Genomic DNA, 23,317 nt, shown 5'->3' with positions numbered 1-23,317 from the left:
TTGTTTACATTTTATCAGACGAAAGTAGTAAATTTTATCATTGAATGGTGAGAAAATTTTCATCGTTGTTAAATTGCTATTTAAGCCTAATAAATCTGTTAAAACTTGCTTAAACAATAAGTTTTTAATATTTTCGTTAACTTATTTAGACTAATTTTCTTATATCAAGAAGAATGAAATCAAAAAAAATACTTTTAGCGGCTGCGGTCATTTATTTCGGAATCTCCGATGCTCAGCAGTCCCAATATTTTACCCAGAAAGAAAATTACAGGTTTAATCTAGCCGAAAATCTTTATCAGACTAAAATATACAACGCTTCTCAATACGAATATGCAAGACAATATTTCTACAATCAGAATTTGTCCCGTTCAAAAAAGGAAGCTGCGCAGTTTTTTGATAATGTAATTGGCGTGATTCTTCAGAAAAATCATGCTGAGGAAGGGTTAACAGCTTTCATGAAAGAATACCCAAATTCTGCTTATTTTGCGCAGGCTAATCTTCCTTTGGCAGATTACTATTTAGCAAAAAAAGATTTTGATAAAGCTTTGGAGACTTTGAAAAAAGTCAACCAGTACCAGCTTTCAAAAGAAGAGAATACACAGTATATTCTGAAGCTTGGGTATGCAAAGTTCATGACGGGTGATTCTAAAGGAGCTACCGATGCGCTGGAAGAAGCCTATAAAACAGCAGATCAGTCTCAGAAAGGAGATATCGCTTATATGCTGGGGCATTTATACTACAGCAACAGACAAAATGATAAAGCTTTCCAGTATTTTGATTCTATAAAGGATCAGGATAAATTCTCAAAGCTGGTACGTCCTTATTATGTACAGATGTATTATAATGATAAGAACTATGATCAGGCCATTACGGAAGGAACAGCTTTACTCAACGAAAATATTTCAGATTCTTATAAAGCGGAAGTTCATAAGATCATCGGGGAGAGTTATTTCATGAAGAATGATTATAATTCTGCCTATCCGCATTTGAAAGATTATCTGAGTGTACAGCAGAATCCGTCTGAAAATGATTTGTATGAGATGGGATTTGTAGCCGCACAGTTGAAAAAATATGATGAGGCGGTTTCTTATTACAACCAACTTCTTAACAGCAATTCGGCTCTGGCACAGAATGCTTACTACCAGTTAGGAAATGCTTATCTGGCAGTAGACAAAAAACAGGAAGCTCTTTCTGCATTCCGTTCTTCTTATCAGATGGATTATGATGCAAAAGTGAAAAAACTGGCCCACGAGCAGTATGCTAAACTAAGTTACGATATCGGAAACCCGTTTGAAAGCCCTTCTGCGGTTATCCAAAGTTATATCAATGAAAATCAGAATGGAGCCAATGATTCAGAAATGAGATCATTATTGGTAAAATCATATCTTTATTCCGGAAACTATAAAGAAACTCTGAACGCTATTGACAGATTGCAGAGTTCAACTCCTGAGATCAACAAGGTAGATCAGGAGGTTTCTTATTTGTTAGGAACTGAAGAATTCAACAAAGGAAACTATGACGAGGCTGAAAAGTATTTCTTAAGAAGCCTTGGTTTTAATATCAATAAAGAATTTAACAGCAGAGCTTTATACTGGCTGGCTCAGGTGTATTACCAGAAAGGAAACTATCCGTCTGCCATAGCTCGTTATGAAAAGCTTCTGAACGAAAACTTCCCTGAAAAGCAGCAGTTGCCTTATGATTTAGGATATGCTTATTTTAAATCCAAGAAATTTGATCAGGCTGCTACTTATTTCAAACAATATCTTACCAATCCGAAACCGGAATTTAAAAATGATGCAGAACTTCGCCTTGCAGATATTCATTATGCGAATAATGACCTGAATGAAGCGATTGCCATCTATGATAAAAATGAAGATGCAACGGATTATACTTTGTACCAAAAAGCAATGGCTTTAGGATTCAAAGGAGATACGCAGGCGAAGATTACCAACCTTAAAAACCTTTTATCGAAATATCCGGATTCTGAATATTTCGATGACGCTCAATATGAAATAGGAACAGCCTATGCCGCTCAGGATGATTTTGCGAATTCCAATGATTATTTTGGAAAAGTAATTAAAGGATCTTCTGACAAAGACCTGATTGCAAATGCTTCTATTTACAGAGCGCAGAATTATATTGATCAGAATCAAAATGATAAGGCCCTTTCGGAACTGAAATCTTTGGGTGAGCAGTATAAAAATACGGCATATGCCCAGAAAGTTGTTCAGGCAGCAAAACCTATTTTCACGAAAAACGGAGATGTTTCAGGATATGAAGCCTTTGCAAGAAATATTGGGGTGAATGTAGATGCTGCAGAAATTGATGAGATCAATCTGTCAACAGGTAAGCAGTTGTTTGCGAAGAAGGATTATAAGAATGCAATTTCTTACTACGAAAAGTATCTGACTCAGAACCCAACAGGGGAAGGTTTGTATCAGGCGAAGTATGAATTGGGAGAAAGTTATTACCAGACTAATAATTCAACTAAAGCTTTACTTGTGCTTCAGGAAGTTGCTGGAATTCAGAACGATTACCAGGATGATGCACAAACTCGTTTAGCTCAAATATTTATTGCACAAGGGAATACTGCAGAAGCGAAAAAGTATCTTGAAGGCATTAAAAACTCTTCCAATATCAGCATTAAAAACTATGCAAATGTAGAACTGATGAAACTGTATGCTGAGGAAAATAACTTCTCTGAAGCTGAAAAATTAGCTAATGCAGTAATCGCTAATTCTAAAAACTCGGCAGCCGTTATTGAAACAGCGAAAGTGATCAAAGCAAGAAGTCTGATGAACTCAGGAAAAGATAAAGATGCACAGGCAGCTTATGTTTCTCTTGAAAAATCATCCAATACATCGGTAGCTGCGGAAGCGTTGTATGCTAAAGCGTATTATCAGAATAAAGGGAAGGCGTTCAAGTCTTCTAATGAAACGATCTTTAAGCTTGCCAATAACTATGCATCAGAAGAGTTCTGGGGAGCAAAAGCCTTGGTATTGATGGCGAAAAACTATATCGGCCTGAAAGATAACTACCAGGCAAGTTATACATGTGATCAGATCATTGCGAACTATAAGGATTTCCCTGAAATTGTTGCGGAAGCAAAAGAAGTTAAAAAACAGATTAAGAAATAGGAGATGAAAGTTTTTAAAATTGCTATTTGTTCTTTCTTAGTTTCTGCTTCTCTTTGGAGCTGCATTCCTTCGTACAGTGCCTATCCTAAAGAGTATAATCATGCAAAGGCTGATTTTCCTAAGCAAAAGGCTTTTGTAGTGAATAAGGATCTTAAGGAAGAATTTGACATTTTAAAACATTCAGATATTTATGAAATTGTAGAAGACAGTACTCATGCAGCGAAAATAACACTGCATCCGATGAAAACCTATACTCCTCCTTGTGGAAACCCAATGATTGGAAGTATGATTACGGTCGGGTTACTGCCTTCAGGATTTCCTTACGATATTTCTTACAGTTATGATGTAGCTGAGAACAGTACAACAAAAAATTATCAATACAAATTACAAGTTTATCAAAGCCTTTGGCTGTTTAATATATTCAGACTAGGGAGAACTTTTTCAAAACAGTCAGGGAAAGCTTTATTAGGCAATTATATTGCTTCCAATAAGTAAAACCCGTTATATATTTTTTTCAAATAAAGAAAATATGAACAAGAAGATTCAAATATTATCCATATTATTTTTAGGAATTTCGTCAGTGGCGTTTTCCCAGATCAAGGAGGAAAAACTGGTTCTTAACAAAAAAAGAGAGCCGGAAGTGAAGAAGATAGAGAAGAAGAAGACTTCTGTGGAAACCATTAAAAATTATCCGCCGGAAGAGAAATCGCAGACTCCTGTGAAATATACCATCACGGATGTTCCTGCTGTTTCTGATTTCAAAACTTCAACCATTCAGGGTGAGGATGTTGCTCCGAAATTTGACGGAACTGCTCAGAATAATTACTTCCAGCTCGGAATGGGTAATTACGGTAAAGTCTTAGTAGACGGAAACATATCCAAGACCCTTGAAAACAAATTTGAAGTAGGAGCAGATGTTCACGTGCTTTCTACCAACGGTCTTAAAAAAGATTACGATTGGAAATCTGGGCAGACTTCAGCTAATATTGGTGCTTTCCTGAACTCTTACGGAGAAAAAGGGAAATTCAATATCAATGCTGAATATGGCTTGGATAACTATAATTATTATGGGATCTATGCGATGCAGCCTACTGGTGAGCTTGATCTGAAACAAAAGGTAAATCAGTTTAAAGTAAACGGATACTATGACTTTTATTCCAATGAAATCTTAAATGATGTAAGGGTAAAATCATCATTCCTGAAAGATCATTTTGATGCTCAGGAAAATCAGGTTTCCATTCTTGCGAACTTCTCTAAGCACGCGGTAGAATTAGGAAAATCAGGAATCAATCTGAATGCTGATCTTGGAGTAGGATTAGATGCGGTGAAGACAGATTTTGCCATCAGAGATAAAAACTCTTCCAATTTCTTCAATACCAGCCTGACTCCGAAAGTGACGTTCAGAAAAGGAGATTCTTACTTAACATTAGGTTCTTCATTCTCTTTCCTGAATGCTAAGAATTCTAATGATCAGTTGGAACAGCAAAAAAATAATAAAACCTATTGGTTCCCGCAGGCAGAGTTTCAGTTTGCTGCAGCCAAAGAATTTAAATTCTATGGTGGGGTAGACGGAGGTCTGAAACTGAATACTTATGGAGATATGTTACAGACGAATCCATTCATCCTTTCTGACCAGTTTTTAAAGCCTACAGAGACGAAATATCATTTTTATGTAGGATTGAGAGGAGATATTGACGAAACGCTGAAATACGACTTCTCTGCAGGTTATGGAAAGATGAGAGATATTATGTTCTTTAAGGCCAATGGTCTTTTTGATAATACCTCTGTTAACCGTTCTGCCTACAATTTTGCCAATACATTCTCTGCAGTATATGACGATGGAAATGTAAGTGATATCAAAGGTAGTGTACAGTATTTCCCGTTGGCTAACCTTATTTTAGATGCAGAATTAAGATTTACAAAGTATGATCTTAAGAACTACGACAATATTTATAACGTTCCATTGTTCAATGCGAGCATCGGGGCAAAATATACGATGCTTGACAAAAAACTATTGTTAGGATTTAAAGGGATCTTTGCAAGTGACAGAACAACAAACTCTTATGCTATCGAAGGTGTAGGCGCTCCGAATGTAATTTTCCAATCTACGGAGAATACAAACGATAAAGTGGGTGGTTACGCTGATTTAAATCTTTCTGCAGAGTATAAAATTCACAAAAATTTCAGTATTTTCGCACTCGGAAATAATCTTCTAAGCTCAAAATACCAGACGTACAAAGGCTATAAAGTTCTGGGCGCACAGATTTTGGGAGGAGTGAAAATTACTTTCTAAAGGTAGAAGGATAAATGTAAAAGGCTCAGCGCCTGTTATCTAAATCCTACAATCTGCTACCTGGAATAGGCTGCATAGTTTAATGGATAGAACTTCGGATTTCGGCTCCGACAGTGAGGGTTCGAATCCTTCTGCGGTCACGAAAGGAGACAACGATTAAAGTTTGTCTCCTTTTTTATGCTCACAAATAACAGATTTCCAAATTATTACTATTTGAATATTTATAATTGGATTTTTATGCTAGACCCTTAATTGACTGAATCAAAAAAAATGTTTTTATGTCTATTTAATGCATTTTTATGAAAGTTCGATTTCTCTTTAAGGCTATGAAGTTTTCTTATCTTTAGGTTTTCTATAATTCTTCGATACAAGATTATCTGAATGAAAAAAATGATGACCACATATTTAAATGTACCTGAATTAATTTTTCGTGCGTGTTTGTAGATTTATCATTTTGGAGTTATTTAATGTTTGACTTTCTATTTTGTTTTTAAGTGAGGTTGTATATAGTACTTGAAATATTAATAAGTATTATATTTAGATTCTTAACTATTTTGTCTAATTAAAGTCTTCATTATCTATCAGAAGAAATCATTATTGAGAACTATATTTCCTTTTTTCGGAAAGGCCTTAGGTTTTTATCATGAAAAGTGATACGAAAGCCATAAAGGAAAGAATAAAGCAGCTCGAAGAGGTTGAAGTAAGCCTTTAAGAATTGAACAGGGACTGCTTATTTGATAGCATGTCTTATTTTATTAATACATTAACAAATTGACATAAAAATGAACAAACCCTTATTGGTGGTAGTTACTGGGAGGCCTGCTTCGGGAAAAACTACGTTATCTCGTATACTTTCCCAAAAGATGAAATGTCCGCTTATTTCAAGAGATGAGCTTAAAGAGGGGTACATAAATACTGTAGGTTGCCAAATTGATGACTCAATTAATTGGCATATTTATAATACATTTTTTGAATTGATTGAGTTATTGATCTCTAAGAAGATATCAATAATCATTGAAGCTGCCTTTCAAAACAAATTATGGAAACAAAAACTTATAGACTTAATGGATAAGGCAGATGTGAGGGCTATTTTATGCCAAACATCTCTGGATATTACTAAAAGTAGATTTGTCGAAAGGTTGTCAAGAGAACCTGAAAGAGAAAGAAATCATGGTGACGATCTGAGTTTGTTAACAGAAAGTAATGGATTATTAACTGAGGGTGGATATGAGGTATTGGACTTAGATATTCCAATGCTGGAAGTTGACACAACTAAAAATTACAAGCCGGATATAGAGCAAATACAATTTTTTTTAAAACAGCATTACTAAGTGTGATGCAGTAAAAGCAATGTAGTACGACTTTATTTACGAGATGGGGTAGTCATGGGGTTTGAGTTATAAGGCAAATAAGTACATCAGGTTGAAAAAAGACATACCTCATAGAAAATATTTTTTTACAATTAGTCAAGACAGATTTATCGATCTGATACTATGTCATCAAGAGCACATAATCTTCTCAAATCTTTTAATAAAAAGTTCGAGTTTTGTATCAGTGAGGTCACTAATCGCCCCTTATTTAGGGGCAATTTTACTTATATATCCTGTATCCACACGCATAGCTATTTTGTTTTTGTATCTATTTTTCCGGTAAATTATTTTTCACCATAAATCACATTTGCACTAAAGTCTATAGCTACTTTACCGTCAGGATAGGTGTCATTTATCGTTTTAAAAACTTCACTTTTTATTTTTTGCTTCAATGCATCATCTGCCATACTTAATGAATTGACAACAGGACCTACTACTTCCGATGCGAAGCCCCAGTAAACATCTGCAGTCCCACAATTCAGTTTACCTTCAATGTTTTTCTGAGAAATATCTTTAAAACCTGCTTTGGAAAATAAATCAGCTATTAAATTTTCCTCAGCACAGCGAAACATTCCCGGAGTACCAGGTGCTGGCGGAGGTAATGTCATATTTCTATTCACGCTTGACATGGCAGTGGTGAACCAGAGGTTTTTATCGGATCCATTCCATACCGATGCCGCTATTCGTCCTCCGGGTTTCAGTACACGGATCATTTCTTTGGCTGCCATTAGCATATCCGGAAAAAACATAAATCCCATGCGGCAACTAATGACGTCGAACATGTTGTCCTGAAAAGGAAGTTCACTCACATCACAAACTATAGTTTCAACATTCTTTATTCCTCTTTTAACTGCATTTTCCCGGGCTACTTCAAGCATACCTTCAGCAAGGTCGGTGATAACAACTTTTCCGTTGTTTAGCATGGTTGCAATTGTCAAACCCGGTTCACCTGTACCGGCTGCAATATCAAGAACATAATTATCGCCCTGCGGTTTAAGCTTTTGAATGATTTCATCACCCACTGGCTTAAGAAAATCCATTGTAAGCTCATCCCATTTTCTCCAGCCGGGAGAAGATTGGTTCCAGGTTTTTTTTTGCAAATCGCGGATTTGTTCTAGTTGGGTTTCCATTTTTCATTGCTTTTAATTATTACTTACTCTTTTGGGTTTTCAGCTTCTCCCTTTATTTTAAGTCATTAATTTCTTGAGGTCATTTCGCTATCACGAGCATGATGGATTATAAAAAAGTCTTGGCGGAATGTGGGTAGGATTTAATTGAACATTCATTCAGGCAGTATGAAGCCAATATTTTTTACTACACTAAGTTACTGAAAAAAAACAACATGTAAGATGTTGAAAACTAAATAAATAAATTGATTTTTCTGTTTTAGTCTTTTGTTAAACAGTGAGGTTAATAATTCAAAGTTTGTAATGATTAAAATTAGATTTTAATATAAAATTCGGCATCGTGGATTTCGTTATAAAAAGGAGGGATAATGTTACACGATCTTTTTTTGTTATGTAGAACTTTGTCATGTGTTTTAATAACAATGATAAATAGTATGAAAAATAAAATAATCCTTATTACAGGAGCAAACATTGGACTTGGTAAAGAGTCTGCCAGACAACTATCTTTGAAAGGGAATACAGAAAAGATCTATTTGGCATGCAGAAACCTGGAGAAAGCAATTCAAGCAAAAAAAGACCTCGAAGATATGACTGGAAGAAATATCTTCGAGATAATCCTCATGGATATCAGTGATCCGGACTCAGTCAAAAAAGCAGTTAGCTCACTACCGCAGGCAGTTGATGCTTTGATATTGAATGCAGGAGGTCAAGGCGGAAAAGACCCTCTATCTCTTTCACCGAGTGGCATGACAAATATAGCAGCGACCAATCTATTAGGCCATATGGTACTTGTTGATCAGCTTATCAAAATGAATAAGATCAAAAATGAAGTAGTATATGTTAGTTCGGAGGGCGCCAGAGGGATAAAGGGTGTCATGAAAAAACCGAACATCAAGACAAACTCAGTGGATGAATTTATATCCATACTTAATGGTTCTTTCTCAGATCCAAAATTTGATGGAAGTGAAGCGTATGGTTATGGCTATATAAAATATATCGGCGCATTATGGACTTCAGCAAACGCCCGCAAATATCCACATATAAAATTCATCAGTGTAAGCCCGGGAAATACACGGGGTACAGCAGGTTATGATAATTTGCCGACATTGACCAAATTCTTCTTCAAATATCTCCTAGCTCCGATCGTTATGCCATTAATAGGTATGATACATAGTATTCGTAAAGGTGCAGCTCGGTATGTAGAAGTACTTGACAACCCAAAAATCGAAACAGGTTCTTTTTATGCTAGTAAAGAGGGAAAAGTAATTGGAGAAATGATAGACCAACGAACTGTTTTTCCGGAATTTAAAAATATAGCTTTTCAGGATAATGCGGATATTGCAATGCACAGCTTTCTGAAATAACATCTACATAAAATGAAAGGTAAACTTTTCTTTTCATATTTTTGTTTATGACACAAATTCTAAACATAACATCATGATCTAAAGAATGAAAAATAAAATAAATCCGCCTCAGGTACTTTCAATTTCAAAAGTTCATCAGCTTTTGAAATTGAAAAAACCAACTAACCCTCTGGTCAGTGTGATTGATCTTTCTACCATAAACATTGACACCAATGAAATCGAAAAAACAATATCTTACAATTTTTTCAGTATCGCACTGAAAAAAAATTGCGATGGATTTGGTTATGGTCAGCAACATTATGATTTTGATGAAGGAGTAATGTCATTTATTGCTCCCCAGCAAATAGTAACACCGCAAAAAAATGTGAAGCTGGAGCCTGAAGGATTGTTATTGATTGTTCATCCTGACTTTTTTCAAAACTATTCTTTAGCAAAAACAATCAGATCATATGGCTATTTTTTTTACGAAGTACATGAAGGATTGTATTTGTCAGAAACTGAAAAGGAGCTGGTAGTGGATATGATGAACAATATTAGTAAGGAGATCACTTCATCTATCGATTTATTTACTCAGGACCTGATTGTATCACATATTGAACTTCTTTTAAAATATTGTGATAGATTTTATCACCGTCAATTTTTAACTAGAAAAATGGCGACCAGCGATATTTTAACAAGGCTAGAAGATCTTCTCGACAAATGCTTTTCAGAACAGGATCTGAAATTAAACGGGGTTCCAAACGTAAACTTTCTGGCTTCAAAAATGAACATGTCGCCTAACTACCTGACTGATATGCTTCGATCACTTACAGGACAGACCACCCAACAGCTTATACATAATAAGATTATTGAAAAGGCAAAAATACTCCTATCCACAACCAACCTTTCCGTAAGTGAAATAGCTTATTCATTAGGGTTTGACTATCCACAGTCATTTCAGCGGCTTTTCAAAAATTTAACGAAGGCATCACCGCTTGAATTTAGAAACTTTTACAATTAAAAATAATTCAACAAAAACCATTTAATATCCAAAATATTGTCCCATTATCCAGGTTTTTTTTATCTCTATTAGTTTGGAATTATCTTTTAATTATTTGTTATTGCTAAAACTTAGCAACTCCAATCTAGCAACTCTTTTTACAATGAAAAAAGAACCTCTCTTGATCTAATTTCCAAATTTCTTAACATGTACCTTTTTCTCTGAAACCTTGATAACAAATGGTTCAAGGTTTATGATCTTCCCTGCCTGAACTGTAAATTCCCTGCTTATATTCTCACAATAGGTGTTGGCAGACAATGAGCTTTCCACAAGCTCTATTCTATAGTTTCCAGACCTAAGGAAAGATCCGATTTCGCCATTGTCATCGGTAACTACATGCTGTATGAACTTATCGTTATCATAGATGTTGAAAATAATTCCTGCCGTTTTAGGTTCAAATTCCAATGCTTTTTTAGAATCAAATTCATAAGTAATTTTTCCCAGCATGGTTCCATTTTGATGGAGCGGAACCTGAAGAGAATAGCTGCTTTTTTTCACTTCAAATTCCAGTTCATTATAATACCATCCTTGTTGAATCACCTGTTTGAGCATATACTGACCATACGGAATTGCTTTGTACACAATTTTACCATTTTGATTGGTTTTGAAAGAAACATTATTGATCATAATAATATAATTTTCAGCACTTTGATCACCATCATCATAGATACTGTTATTATTGTTATCATAAAATACAAATGCTGTTATTTCTCCTTTTTTGCTGGCGATGAGTCTGTTAGGCTGCAAGTTCAGGGTTACACCGGCTTCAATAGTAAAAAAGTTGTTGCTGAAATTGTTTGAAGAATAATTAAACCATGAAGAATTCAGGAATACCCCATATTTTTCTTTTGTATATTTCAGGTTAACAAATCCCGAAGGAGACTTACCATATAGAACATCATCGGTATAAGATAATCCTGAAGTAATATTGAGCTTTTCGGCTAAGATGCTTTTGTTAACAAAAGCAGACACGGAAAATTTCTTATATGTGACGTCCTCATTGAAATTCCTTGATGAAGCAAATTCGGAGAGGTAATAGCTGCCATGCTGATATATTCCGTTTATATTGAACCATTTGTAACTGTAATTTCCAGTGATCTTCATCTGGTATTCCGGATTGTGGCCATCGGGGTATTTGACTGTACCTGCTTCCAGTGCAAGTAACGAAGAGTGTTTTCTGTTACTGCTTATCCATGTTGTATTCTGAATGATTCTAAGTGCTTTCAGCGTTTGTAGCTCCTGATTTCCTGAAGTATCAAAAAAGTTATTGTAGCTGTTAGAACTTTCCTCCTGATATTGCGTGCCCACAGCAAACCCTAAATTTTTCCTTTTCGCGAAGTTGATTCCCACATCTCCTCTTATGGTATTTGATTTAAAATTATTGTTGTAAGAGTAAAATTTTGGTGAAAAATTAGAAACCATCATATTCGCATACAAAAAATGGTTTTCAAAAATAGGGGTTGAAAAATTCTGTTGTATTTGGAGCATTCCTCTTCTGTTTCCCGGATAATAGTCACTGCTGAAGAAGTAATTTCCATTCAGATTGACTTTTTTGATATTCCCTGAATACTGCGTTTCCAAAGCTAAAGAAGGCTTGGTAAGATGTGTATTTTCATAATAACTCAGACCGCTGTAGACCTTTGAATTCATTTTCCAGTCTTTATTGAAAGAATATTGAATATCTGTACCTAATACATGATGATTCGCTTTTTCATAAGGGTCATTTTTAAAAATATAGGTTGCTGAGAAATTTTTCGAGGCATTTTGAGCCCCCATTATTCCCTTGGCATAAAATCCGTATCCGTATTTCAAAAAAGAATTTCTTTCAATAAGGCTGAAGCTCTGATCTACAAAACCTACTTCTATTTTCTTGTCTTTATCCGGAGAAGTGTATGCATATTCTGCACCTCTTCCAAATAATGAGACCTCCATCATTTTACTGATATTGCCTAAAGTGAACTCACTTTGTTCTCTATGATAAGATACATAGGTATTGCTCACAACAGGATCACTTTGATTGTTTAGCGTATAAATATTACCGCGGATAAACATATAGCCCGAAGGAAGATTAAAACCGCCTGACCCCATCAGCTGATACATATCTGTAGTGTTGCCTACACGTCTGTAACTGGCAGTAATGGTATTTTTGCTGTAATTTGAAAATAAATCAAATTCCATATCCTGATAACGCTGGGTAGAAGAAACGTTTTGCACCGATATAGAAGTATTACCAAAGATTTCCTTATCCGGCTCTCTGAAACCGGCAATATTAATGGTAAACTGAGAACTCTTAAGCAGATTTCCGGAAGGCAGAAACCGAAAAACAAATACAGAATCTTTCTGTACATCAATAGTCCCTTTTTTTTCGATAAAAAGGCTCTTCTGAGTGGCTTCAGGAACTTTAAATACAATAGTAACATCCTGTTTTTTGTTTCCTAAATTGGAAACCCGTGTGCGGACTTCCAGAGAATCTTTATACGTGCCCATGTAGACAACAGGGTTTTCTGCTGTTATCTTCATATTATTATTCTCCATCACGGTGTAGGAAAGGCTCTTTTTTGCAACCTGTTGATTGTTTTCATCGGTAATAATGAATGTGAGGTCTGTTTTACCGGAAACGATAGTGTTGCTGGTCAGTATTTTTATGGGAATAAACAGATTCTGGCCGGGATTGAGTTCTATCTCAGAATTATTGTCAGAAATTGTTCTGAAACCTTTGGGAGTTTTAATTTCAACTCTGCCTTTAAAATGTTTATTTTCAGTGTTTTTTAAAACGAGAAGAATCTCTATAATGTTAGGGTTTGCACGATTAGGCTCATGACGGATCTCCATGTTTATCCCTGTACCGGTTTGAGCCGAAATCCAAATGGAAAACGGGATCAGAATAAAAAGTATTAGTTTCCTGAACAGCCTGTTATGGAGCATTATAAATTATTGAGGCGTAATCTCGAATTGTAGCGTTGTTGTATAATCTTCTGCTTTGGCATTGATAAATCTTTCATCATTAGGTTTTGTAGAATACTTCATGTCATAATAAACATCAGCATTCTGTGTAGAACCACCGGCAGCGACAAGCTGTGGCACCGTACTTAGCAAAACAGTATATACAGTTCCTATGTTACCTGAAATAGGAATCAGATTAAGCTGTACCGCATCAAGAGGCAGGAAATTACCGGCTGATGAACTGAACTGAGTCTGAAGGGATTTTAATTTGATCTGATACTTCGTATTGCTTTTTACAATAAGCGCATTGGAATATGTTACACTGGCTCCATTTACATAATCCTGCATATTTTTAAATTCCAGGGTGCCATTCATTGCAGCAGCTCCAAACTTCATAGACATCTCCGGAATATCCGTAGGAGTCCCTGAAAGTGTACCGATCTGAAACTGAAAATTATGATCCATCGTACCGATAATATTGTTGTACTGATCATAAGCGGTAAACTGTAATGGTGCTGTAAAAGTAATCCAGGCAGGGTATGCTCCCAGATATGTTCCTCCTGCCAGATTCATGCTGTATTTAATCTGTAGGCTGTAATAACCATTCGGTTGAGCTGGCTGATTATATAATGCAGCATTTGACTGAGGAATTAAGAAAACTTCCTGACTTTCCTTCAAAATCACATTAAGTGGCATGCCAATTTGCGGGATAGACGGAACAGGATTAGGATAAGCCTTTCCTGATGATGAAACCGGCTGAAAAGAAATCTTATTCGCAGGTAAAATATAATTCCCCTGATTTGACATTATAGGCTGCTTCAATCGTACTGAAACTCTCCAATAAGGCATATTGATATTCCCGTTACCCGCTAAAGTAAGCGTGTATGCATCCGGATTTGTATTGCCATTATATGAATTAATCTGCAGATAGCTGTTTACCCATGAGCTGTATGAAATTTGTGAAAAGCAGTTCATGGAGATCAATAACAGGATAAGACACAGTGTTTTATTCATGCGTAAAATTCAGCTCTGCCAACTCTAAATTATTGTTATCACCATAATCAATCATTACTGATGCCGTATATTTTCCTTTTAAAAGTGACGCAGGAAGAGGAATGTTTACTTCTCTTTTATTTCCTGGCATGGTATAGAAAATAATCTGATCAAGTGAAACTTTATTGCCGTTTTCTGTATTGACAAGCTCTGTTTGTATCTTTCCATCTGTCCAGATATTACCCTGATTTTCAAACAAGATGCTAAGATCTTTTTTTGATTGAGCTAATGTAAGGTTATGGATTTCAATTTTTTTACTGGCTTTGGCAGTTAGCTTATGAAACAGTTTAATTCCTGAACGGATACTTACTTTTATATTGGCTCCTTTATTATCCACATCATTCACAGGATTCATCTGGCTGACATACAGAACAGCAGTATGAGCTAACATCTGATCAGACAATGTAGCAGGAGGGGTGATGGTAACATCAATATCTTTTCTTTCTCCTGGTCCTAAGGTAAAATAGGTGTCTTCATTTTTTATGGATATCCAGCTGGCGCAAGATGTCGACAGCGTATTGGCCGGAGACATTTTGTTTTCTCCTGTTTCATTATATTCCCAGTCACCTAAACTGACAGCCATGTCCAGAGAATTTTTTGCACTTACATTGGTTACTGTTACTTTCTGGGTGGTGCTTTTTCCTGCATCAGATTCAAAATAAAGTCGGGGAGGAGATACAGAAACACCTGTCTGAGCTTTGATTGGAGAACAGAAAAAGAGTAAGGAGAATACAATGAAGATATAGAATCTGTTCATTATTATACTTTGCTGTTAAAGTACAGATAAAGTGCTACAATCTGTAACACTTTATCTGTAGTAGTTTATATAATATCTAAATATTTATTGAGAAATAATAGTATATGTTAACTCTGTTGTATAAACGGTAGGATCCTGACCTGCAATATAATTGTCAAGATAAGCATTAGCACCTGCTCCCTTATATTCAATGTTAATTTTCTTGTCTACACCACCATTAGCAGATGTTACTAATGTTGCGTCGTTATTAGAAAGCTGTACATTCTGAGCATATTGGGCTCCGTTAAGAACCTCAGTTCCTGCACTTGCCTTAATCTGAATTGTATTGGCCTGGATACTCTTTGCTCCGCTTTGCAATGCTGCAGTGGCACTTTTTACTTTTACCTGGAAACCTCCTGTACTATAAATACTTAAATGATCAGCATTTACAGAGGATACTCCGTTGGCATAGTCATCTTTTGTTTTATAGTCTAAGTTGACAACTTTTTGAGCAGGATTAACGATAAGAGTCTGGATAGGTTTTAATCTAACATTTAGAGTTACATTTTGCTGAGCCTTTAAAGCAACAAAACCAAATAGTGACATTGAGGCTACGATATATTTCTTCATAAAATAACGGGAGTTTTAATAGTATATTAATTCTTGTTTTTTTTCAGGTGCAAATTTAGAAAGAGGTATAGGTACTTATTTTGTGAAAAAGTACTAAAGATTTGTAAATTTGGTTTTGGAAATAAACTTGCTGATAAAAAGTATTTTATAAAGAAATATGATGTTTTAAGTTAATTAAAAATTAAAAATATTGTTAATGTTGTTAAATCAATATTATATTATTGTCAAATTACTAAAAATAAATGGTTGAAAATTTAAAAAAATAACATTTAATACATAGTAAATAAGCTATAGATCGGCTTATTGAGAGATTAAAGTTAACATCATAGAAGTGGACTTATCTTTAAATTGTTTTATAATTTTATCTATTTTCTGATTTATGATGAATTTTTTTTCTATAACCCCATTCTGACTTTTGATGAGGTTATACTCATCATCATCATCATTTTGAATTCCTAACTGGAAACCTGACGGACTGGAAATGATAACGGAGTTTATTTCCGGCTGTATATTTTCATCTGTATCATCAGTCACTTCACTGTCACCCCCAAGCGCCAGCATCTGTGTAGGATAAAGTCTTACATTCACCTGAACATCATCTGTCTGCGCATAGATACTCATGGAAACGAAAAGAAAAATTACTGAAAAAATATATCTTTTTAACATATATTAATTTTTCACTGATCTGTTATTTATCCAAAAATACAATATTATTTTTACATTATTTCATTTCTGAGGGATTTTTTCCTGTATGTTTCTTAATAAAATTACTGAAATTTCCTTCATCACTGAATCCCAGATCATAAGCAATTTCAGAAATATTGCTGCCTGAGAAACTAAGCGATTTTTTGCACTCATTAATTAGTTTTTCAATAATAATATGTTTCGCGGTTTTTCCCAAAACATACTCAGTCATTTCAGTTAGTTTTCTGGGAGTGATATTCAGTTCATTAGCGTAGTGGGAGACCTTTTTAGCTTTTTTATAGTCTCTCTGCAAAAGGACTTTAAACCTATTGACGTAATGAAGATAATCAAATTTGATGTCTTTTTTCAGTGTTTCCGCCGGGATGTGCAAAAACGCATCCAGAATTAACCTTTCAATAGCATTATGAGCTGCCGAAACATACAGACTTTCATCTTTGTGCTGAAAGTTGTGCATTCTTCCCATAAAAACAATGTTCATTTCCTTAATATTTTCAAAAGGTGCTATGAAAACATCAGAATCATAATTGAAAAAAAGCCTTGAATTGATAAACATGCTGTCTTTTGCCGATCTTTCATAAAAACTTGATGAAAACGCAACCACATAAATCTCACCCCGTTTAGTTTCCCCAAATACAATTTGCTTTTGCGGGCCAACAAATGCTATATGCCCGCCTTTTATGGAGTGGGGAATGTTTTCAACTTCCAGGGTTATATCTTCTATAATGATGTAGATACAGAAATACTCAAGTGTATTAAAACTTCTTTTATTATTATTTCTCTGTATTATATTATTTAATGTGTTAATGCTAAATCCTAAATTTTTCAATTGGTCTGTGATAACGTACATAGTAATAAGCTTCAATAAAATGATAAAGTTGTTCTATAATGGCAGATTATACAGCTAAAATGAGCGTAAAGATCAAACTATATGACATAATTAGGATATTTAGTTACTTATTTTGAAGCTTGATTTGACTTATATAAATGTATATAAAAATAATTATGTTTTATCACTAAGTTCGAGTTTTATGTGGATTATTTTCTTTCGTATTGAGTATTTCGTGTAAAATATTATTTGTTTGTTGTTTATCTGACATAGTTTAAAGAAATCCGGAAGCTGAAATATTACACAAAAGTGCTATAGACCGGCAGTTGATTTACCTGTAATTTTACTATCAATCAATATCGCCAATACAGGTTTACCCTCAATCTTAAAATATAGAATCATGAAAACAACTTTACTCGTAATTGTATTAATCGCTGTTTTTTCAGGCAGTCTTTTTGGGCAAAGAAATTTTGAAATAGTGATTGAAAGAAAACTGTCATCATCAGCTTGTACCTTAGGATACCTCATTGCAGATAAAAAAGTAATCTGCCACACATTGGAACTGCCATGGGAAAATAATATAAAAAATATCAGCTGCATTCCTCCCGGATCTTATAATGGTATTTTGAGATATGATAAAAGTGACGGATGGAGAATACAGCTTGAAAATGTACCGGACAGAGATGGAGTACAAATTCATATGGGAAACTATGCAAAGCAGATCAAAGGATGTGTTTTGGTGGGAATGGAAACTGATATTAAAAACTGTACAGTGGGAAATAGCAAGCTGGCGTACAGTAAATTGAAAGACGCATTTTATGGGACCTCAAATCCTAACAGTACTCCTGATAAAAACATTATAGTAACCTTTAAATAGTCTAATCATGAAAAATCTTTATGTAATCATTGTATTGCTGCTTGCCAATACTGAATTTATTTGGTCGCAAGTGACACCCAATTCAAACAAGTTCTCAGTCGAGAATTATGTAGCCATAGATAGTAAAGGAAAATATGCGCTGTACAATACCCACGGTTTTTATGAAAATGTTGCTAAGGGTACTGTTGCTAAGGTGTTTATATTGCCTATTCTTAAGTTTGATATCAATAATATTAAATATATAGACAATAAAGGAAATGAAACATACAAAAGTTCTGATCAGATCCGGACATTGATTATTCCGGTAACTCAGGAACTGGCATTACCCAATGAAAGCCAGAAAGCATCTATTTGTGCCGCAATAAAAAGTACGACAATAGCAGCCTTTTATCCTCCAATTCTAAAAAATACAAACGGACAGCCCGTATTAACACCATACATGATTACCAATCCTGCATTAACCAATCATTTCTTTTCCTTGGCCAAACAGTATGAAACAACCATGCTGGCTCCTCAGGAACAATTGATCAATGACTATAATAAAAACTTTCAAAGTCAGATCATTTCACCTACCGAAGTAGAATTCATTGTGGAAGCAGGAGGAGAGATTGTTTACAGCAAACGTATCTCAGGAACACTGGTTGGAAGTAAAAGCTTTAAAAATATAAGTATTGAAAATCCTACGGAATATGTTAAGAATCTGCTGGCCAACGGAAATGGTGAGATATCAGTCAGCTATAAATTTAAAAATTCTAGAACCAGCTATATTAATGCACATATAGACGGCAGTACTATTGTTAACCAATTTTTAAGTGATGCTCAACAGAGCAGTGTCAGCCAGAGATCAAGCGGATGGGCATTTCTTGGATTAGGGAGCAGCAGGAAATCGATGAAGTCTTCATTCAATCAGCAGGTTGACAGCCAATTTACTGTTGATAAAATTAATAATACAAGAATTGAAATGTATGATGCTGATGATGATATGATTAATCAGTTTGAAGAAAAATTCTTTCCTGATATCTCTCAGGAAGAAGCCCTTAAAAATCACCTTCAGGCAGCCGAAAAAGCAAAAGCGGAAGGAAACGATAAATTGCAGAATTTACATTTACAGTTTGCAGAATCATTACAAAAAAATGATCCTAACCTAACTCCTAATATCGAAGCCGCTGTAGCCGCTTTGGGTAAAAAAGACTATATCGGATTCATAGCCAATGGAGTAAGGTGGGGTAATAATACAGCCCGCGGTAACACCTCCTTTAAAAGGGTGCTGAACAGTACTGAAATGACAAAGATGGTGGAAGACTACAGCCATACGAAAACAATATCGGTTCAGCATGCGGTTACCCAGCCGGTCATTGCCAAAGAAGATGTGAAGTTTAGAGCTTCTGTAGGAGTTATAGATGTTATTCCATGGGATGTGCAGCTGTATATTTTTAACGGATATAATACTACTTTTCAGAATGTAAAAGGGGTATTAATAGGCCCAACAACTTTAGGCGGAGCTTTACATCTTAATAATATTCTGCCTGGTACTCTGGTTAAAAAAGTGGGTTCTTATTCCGTGTATGATGCTCAGACTTTTACAGATGCTTTAAAAAATTATGAGCCTGGTGAAAGAACCAATTTGACTCTGGTAGTACCTAATGCTATGAACCCCAATATCTATCAGGAAAAGACCGTACAGTTTACTTTAGGATCTGTTCCGGTAATAGAGTAAAATTCATTATGAGTATACACCAAAAATAATTAAAGACTCCTGTAGATTTTTCAACAGGAGTTTTTTTGGTTCATTGCTTACAGGTAAATAATCAACTGTTTTTGAGATGTTAACTTATTGATAATCTGATTGATAAATTTGAATTATTATTGAAGCATGTTTGTAATTTACTGTAAATCAATATTTTAAATATATTTTGATAATGTGGTAAAATTCCATATGAGTTAATAAAATTAATTTGTACATTTATTTCATTGTTCATGACTGTATCTGTTTGATATTTAGCGTTGTATGTTTTTTAGTATGGTTGTTATTCTTATAATGAGCCATGTGTTTAAATAAAACGATTACAATAAAAGATAGTAACCATTAAAACATAAAGTCATGAGTAATGAAAATTTTAACCCTCTTGAACTTCTTCGTACGAAGTTCAGGTATCCTTTCCCAACCTTAAAAAACCCGCATGCAGATCAATTACAGGATATCACCGAAAATCAATGGATCGATGGTGAATATTTGTGGCTGTATCAAAATAATCCTGATCTGCGTAAAAAGTACAAGAAAACCAAAACTGCCCACATCGCTGCCCAATGGTTTCCTACGGCTTCTGCTGAACGTTTCCGGCCTATTTGCAGGCTGATGCTATGGACACTCTATAATGATGACCTGTATGAAGAAAGTAAGCCTGAAGACATTGATGATGTACATGCTCAATCCATTGCGATATTGAATGGTGAAATTTCTGCTTCTCAGTCTACAATTCCTTTAGCCTCTATGCTTGCTTCATTAAGACAGGAATTGCTTCAGTTTATTTCCCAGGAATCTATGGTCCGTTTTAGCCAAATGATCAGCAGATATTTTATTGGGCTTAAAAAAGAGCTGGAGTACAAGAAAAATAAATTTTTTCCTACGGTAACAGAATGTATTGCTTTAAGAGAAGATTCAATCTGTCTGTATCCTTTTTTACAGCTTACAGAAGTAGAAACAGGAGTTACTCTTCCTTCTGAAATTCATGAGCATCCGGTAGTCCGTCGGCTGCAAGCACTGGCCTGCCATCTGGTGACCTTTTTCAATGAAGTACAGTCTGTTATGAAAGATGAAGCTACTGGAAGTATTTACTATAATATCGTGAAAGTGATTCAGAATGAACATCATTTCTCTCTGGAAGAAGCTTGTCTTGAAGATTTGCGGCTTCATAATGAAGATCTGAAAGAGTTTGTAACACTGCAGGCATCACTTCCTGATTTTGGGATCTGGCATGAAGCTGTGGTAAACTGGGTTCACTATATGAGCATGGTACTAAGTGGCTGGAAAAATATATCCACTAAGCTTGACCGCTATAACAAGGCTGAGTTTCCAAGTGTTTCAGAATTAAAAAAAACACTGGAACAGAATCAAATTCAATAAAATCTGAAAGATCAGATTACTATTTATTTAAGAACAAATAATTAAAAAACTAAATAAAAATGACACCAGAACAATTTAATAGTGCAGATTATTTGCCAAGGGGGTGTTACCCATGGCCTGATCTCATTAATCCACATGCAGAACAAATGGGAAGGGATATGGATGGTTGGATTGATAATGATTATACCTTTTTGACCGAGAAACAACGGAAAATTTATAAAAAAATGGAACTGCATATGTGTACTGCACGTATGTGGCCTCACTTAACCTATGAGCAGGCGATTCCCTGCAACAGGTTTATGCTTCAGTATGTTGCTCTTGATGATCAGGTAGAGCATTCGTCCCTCGAGGAGATTCAGCAGTTACGGATTCGTTGTACAGATATTCTCAAAGGCGCTCAACCCAGCCCGGAAGAAAATGCTCTTTCTCATCATATGGCAATGATTCGGGATGAATTTCGTGCTTTGATGCCAGATCTATGGTTTGATCGGTTTGTTTATTATTTTTATCAATCCTTCAGATACGGAATAGAATTAGAGTATCCTTATAAAATAGTCAATCGTCCGCCATCACTGAATCTTTATAAAACCATTCGTGAATATTCAGTTCTCATGCGTCCTTATCTGATTTTTGGTGAGATTGAATCAGGTCTTATCCTTCCGGAACATATCTTTGAACATATAGTAGTGCAAAAGATGATTTCCCATATGACTTTGGTTGTTGCCTGGCAAAATGATCTTCATTCTCTTCCAAAAGAAATGGCGAAAGGAACAGAGGTTTTTAATCTGGTTTTTGTACTGCAGCAGGAGTATAATCTTTCGTTGGAGGACGCTTGTGCAGAAGCCTTACGTATTCATAATGAGGAATTGGCAAGTTTAATGGCTTTACATGCAGAGTATCGGGAGTTTGGGGAATACCAGGAATACATTGACAAATTTGTTTATTATGCCGGAGTTGGGCTTCAGGGAGTGAATACCTTTTATTTGCAAACCAATAGGTACAAGCATGGAGGAGTTGGTTTTGCCTGGCCTGAGGATCATCTGGCGTCCAATAATAAACTATAAATAAGCTTAATTTAAAAACAACTTTTAAAGATGAAACAACAAGATGTTCCTGTTTTACAATATCCCTGGCCCTATGAAATAGGCCCTTTTTCACAATCCTTTTATGAAGAACAGAATAACTGGATTGATACGGATTATCAGTTTATGTCCGAAGCTACAAGAATTAAGTATAAGAAACACGGTCTCGTAGAGGCTGCATCATATATGTTTCCGGCGGCTAATACCAAAGAACAGATCAGACCTATAGCAAGATTTATGGTCTGGCTGACTCTGTTTGATGATTATTATGAGTTGTGCCCTGTTGATAAACTTGCAGATATCAGGGATCATATAATGGATGTAATGTTGGGAGAACAGCCTAAAGCAGATGAGATCGGATTGATAAAACAAGTGGCTTTAAGCAGGCAGGAATTTATTCCTTACGTAAATGACGAATGGTTGGTACGTTGGGCTAAAAACTTTTATAATTATACTACCTATGGAATTATGGAAGAAACGCCCTACAAGTTAAAAAAAGAATTTCCAAGCCTTAGCAATCTTTTACTTATCCGTGAATATTCCATTTCTATGTACCCATATGGAGATCCGGTAGAGCCTTCCATTAACTACATTGTTCCGGGGCATATATCTGAACATCCAATTATAAAACGTTTAAAAATGCTGATGTGCAGAATAATGGCGATTCAGAATGATTTTGCTTCCATAGAGAAGGAGCTAAGAATTGATACAGAAATTCTGAACATTATATTGGTGATAAAGAATCAGTATCATGTTTCATTGGAAGAAGCCATTACCGAAGCAATGCATATCCACGATTTATATGTTCAGGAGTTTGTTGAACTTCAGAATAATTTACCTGATTTTGGTATTCATCAAAAGAATATTGTACGGTTTGTACATAATATGGCACTCATGATCTCAGGTTTGGGAGAATGGTATCATAAAGGCAATTCTACCAGATACAAAACTCCTGGTGAATTTCCTAAACCTGAATACGGGATCATTACGCCATAAACTTAGTGTCAATTC

The 23,317-nt window shown here is 35.2% G+C and carries 18 protein-coding genes and 1 tRNA gene; 12 read left to right on the top strand and 7 right to left on the bottom strand.

Annotated elements, in window-relative coordinates:
• Positions 1-173: 173 nt before the first annotated feature.
• The 5 genes from FW780_RS05510 to FW780_RS05490 all read left to right on the top strand — a co-directional run bounded on the left by FW780_RS05510 (position 174) and on the right by FW780_RS05490 (position 6,761).
• Positions 174-3,137, top strand: a complete 2,964-nt coding sequence (locus FW780_RS05510) for a tetratricopeptide repeat protein (protein WP_149832573.1) — start codon at positions 174-176, stop codon at positions 3,135-3,137.
• Positions 3,138-3,140: 3 nt separating this feature from the next.
• A complete protein-coding gene (locus FW780_RS05505; protein WP_149832572.1) occupies positions 3,141-3,632 on the top strand; it encodes a hypothetical protein in 492 nt (163 codons plus the stop codon).
• 34 nt (positions 3,633-3,666) lie between these two features.
• A complete protein-coding gene (locus FW780_RS05500) occupies positions 3,667-5,430 on the top strand; it encodes a TonB-dependent receptor (protein ID WP_149832571.1) in 1,764 nt (587 codons plus the stop codon).
• 68 nt (positions 5,431-5,498) lie between these two features.
• Positions 5,499-5,570: transfer RNA gene (locus FW780_RS05495), tRNA-Arg, on the top strand.
• Between the two features lie 642 nt (positions 5,571-6,212).
• A complete protein-coding gene (locus tag FW780_RS05490; protein ID WP_149832570.1) occupies positions 6,213-6,761 on the top strand; it encodes an AAA family ATPase in 549 nt (182 codons plus the stop codon).
• A gap of 323 nt (positions 6,762-7,084) precedes the next feature.
• Here the strand turns inward: FW780_RS05490 and FW780_RS05485 are convergent, their stop codons facing one another.
• On the bottom strand, positions 7,085-7,930 hold the full coding sequence (locus FW780_RS05485; protein ID WP_149832569.1) for a class I SAM-dependent methyltransferase: 846 nt from the start codon (positions 7,928-7,930) through the stop codon (positions 7,085-7,087).
• Between the two features lie 431 nt (positions 7,931-8,361).
• Here FW780_RS05485 and FW780_RS05480 point away from each other — a divergent pair, with 431 nt between their 5' ends.
• Together FW780_RS05480 and FW780_RS05475 are read left to right on the top strand one after the other, a co-directional pair.
• Complete coding sequence (locus FW780_RS05480) at positions 8,362-9,291, top strand: SDR family NAD(P)-dependent oxidoreductase (RefSeq protein WP_149832568.1); 930 nt, start codon at positions 8,362-8,364, stop codon at positions 9,289-9,291.
• Positions 9,292-9,376: 85 nt separating this feature from the next.
• Complete coding sequence (locus FW780_RS05475) at positions 9,377-10,291, top strand: helix-turn-helix domain-containing protein (protein WP_149832567.1); 915 nt, start codon at positions 9,377-9,379, stop codon at positions 10,289-10,291.
• 165 nt (positions 10,292-10,456) lie between these two features.
• On the opposite strand, the gene FW780_RS05470 is transcribed toward FW780_RS05475, so the two are convergent.
• From FW780_RS05470 to FW780_RS05445, 6 genes are all read right to left on the bottom strand, one after another.
• On the bottom strand, positions 10,457-13,162 hold the full coding sequence (locus FW780_RS05470; protein ID WP_149832566.1) for a COG1470 family protein: 2,706 nt from the start codon (positions 13,160-13,162) through the stop codon (positions 10,457-10,459).
• 99 nt (positions 13,163-13,261) lie between these two features.
• Positions 13,262-14,287 carry a hypothetical protein gene (locus FW780_RS05465; RefSeq protein ID WP_149832565.1) on the bottom strand — a complete coding sequence of 342 codons (1,026 nt, stop codon included), beginning with the start codon at positions 14,285-14,287 and terminating at the stop codon, positions 13,262-13,264.
• Entirely contained in the window at positions 14,280-15,083 is an 804-nt protein-coding gene (locus FW780_RS05460; protein WP_149832564.1) for a fimbrial biogenesis chaperone, read from the bottom strand. Before FW780_RS05460 ends, FW780_RS05465 begins: the two co-directional genes overlap by 8 nt.
• A gap of 84 nt (positions 15,084-15,167) precedes the next feature.
• Complete coding sequence (locus FW780_RS05455; protein ID WP_149832563.1) at positions 15,168-15,692, bottom strand: hypothetical protein; 525 nt, start codon at positions 15,690-15,692, stop codon at positions 15,168-15,170.
• Positions 15,693-15,992: 300 nt separating this feature from the next.
• On the bottom strand, positions 15,993-16,358 hold the full coding sequence (locus FW780_RS05450) for a hypothetical protein (protein WP_149832562.1): 366 nt from the start codon (positions 16,356-16,358) through the stop codon (positions 15,993-15,995).
• A gap of 55 nt (positions 16,359-16,413) precedes the next feature.
• Positions 16,414-17,244 (bottom strand): helix-turn-helix domain-containing protein, encoded by an 831-nt coding sequence (locus tag FW780_RS05445; protein ID WP_149832561.1) that lies wholly within the window; start codon positions 17,242-17,244, stop codon positions 16,414-16,416.
• Between the two features lie 379 nt (positions 17,245-17,623).
• Here FW780_RS05445 and FW780_RS05440 point away from each other — a divergent pair, with 379 nt between their 5' ends.
• The 5 genes from FW780_RS05440 to FW780_RS05420 all read left to right on the top strand — a co-directional run bounded on the left by FW780_RS05440 (position 17,624) and on the right by FW780_RS05420 (position 23,302).
• On the top strand, positions 17,624-18,100 hold the full coding sequence (locus tag FW780_RS05440; RefSeq protein ID WP_149832560.1) for a DUF5675 family protein: 477 nt from the start codon (positions 17,624-17,626) through the stop codon (positions 18,098-18,100).
• A 7-nt stretch (positions 18,101-18,107) separates the two neighbouring features.
• A complete protein-coding gene (locus tag FW780_RS05435) occupies positions 18,108-19,817 on the top strand; it encodes a hypothetical protein (protein WP_149832559.1) in 1,710 nt (569 codons plus the stop codon).
• Positions 19,818-20,201: 384 nt separating this feature from the next.
• Positions 20,202-21,224: a terpene synthase family protein gene (locus tag FW780_RS05430; protein ID WP_149832558.1), complete on the top strand. Its 1,023-nt coding sequence runs from the start codon at positions 20,202-20,204 to the stop codon at positions 21,222-21,224.
• Between the two features lie 224 nt (positions 21,225-21,448).
• Entirely contained in the window at positions 21,449-22,288 is an 840-nt protein-coding gene (locus FW780_RS05425) for a terpene synthase family protein (protein WP_149832557.1), read from the top strand.
• A gap of 30 nt (positions 22,289-22,318) precedes the next feature.
• Positions 22,319-23,302, top strand: a complete 984-nt coding sequence (locus tag FW780_RS05420) for a terpene synthase family protein (RefSeq protein WP_149832556.1) — start codon at positions 22,319-22,321, stop codon at positions 23,300-23,302.
• Positions 23,303-23,317 lie beyond the last annotated feature (15 nt).

It is taken from the genome of Chryseobacterium sediminis, from assembly GCF_008386505.1.
Classification (GTDB): domain Bacteria; phylum Bacteroidota; class Bacteroidia; order Flavobacteriales; family Weeksellaceae; genus Chryseobacterium; species Chryseobacterium sediminis.
The sequence above is the reverse complement of the archived record's forward strand: the minus strand, read 5'-3'. Positions and strand labels throughout refer to the sequence as shown.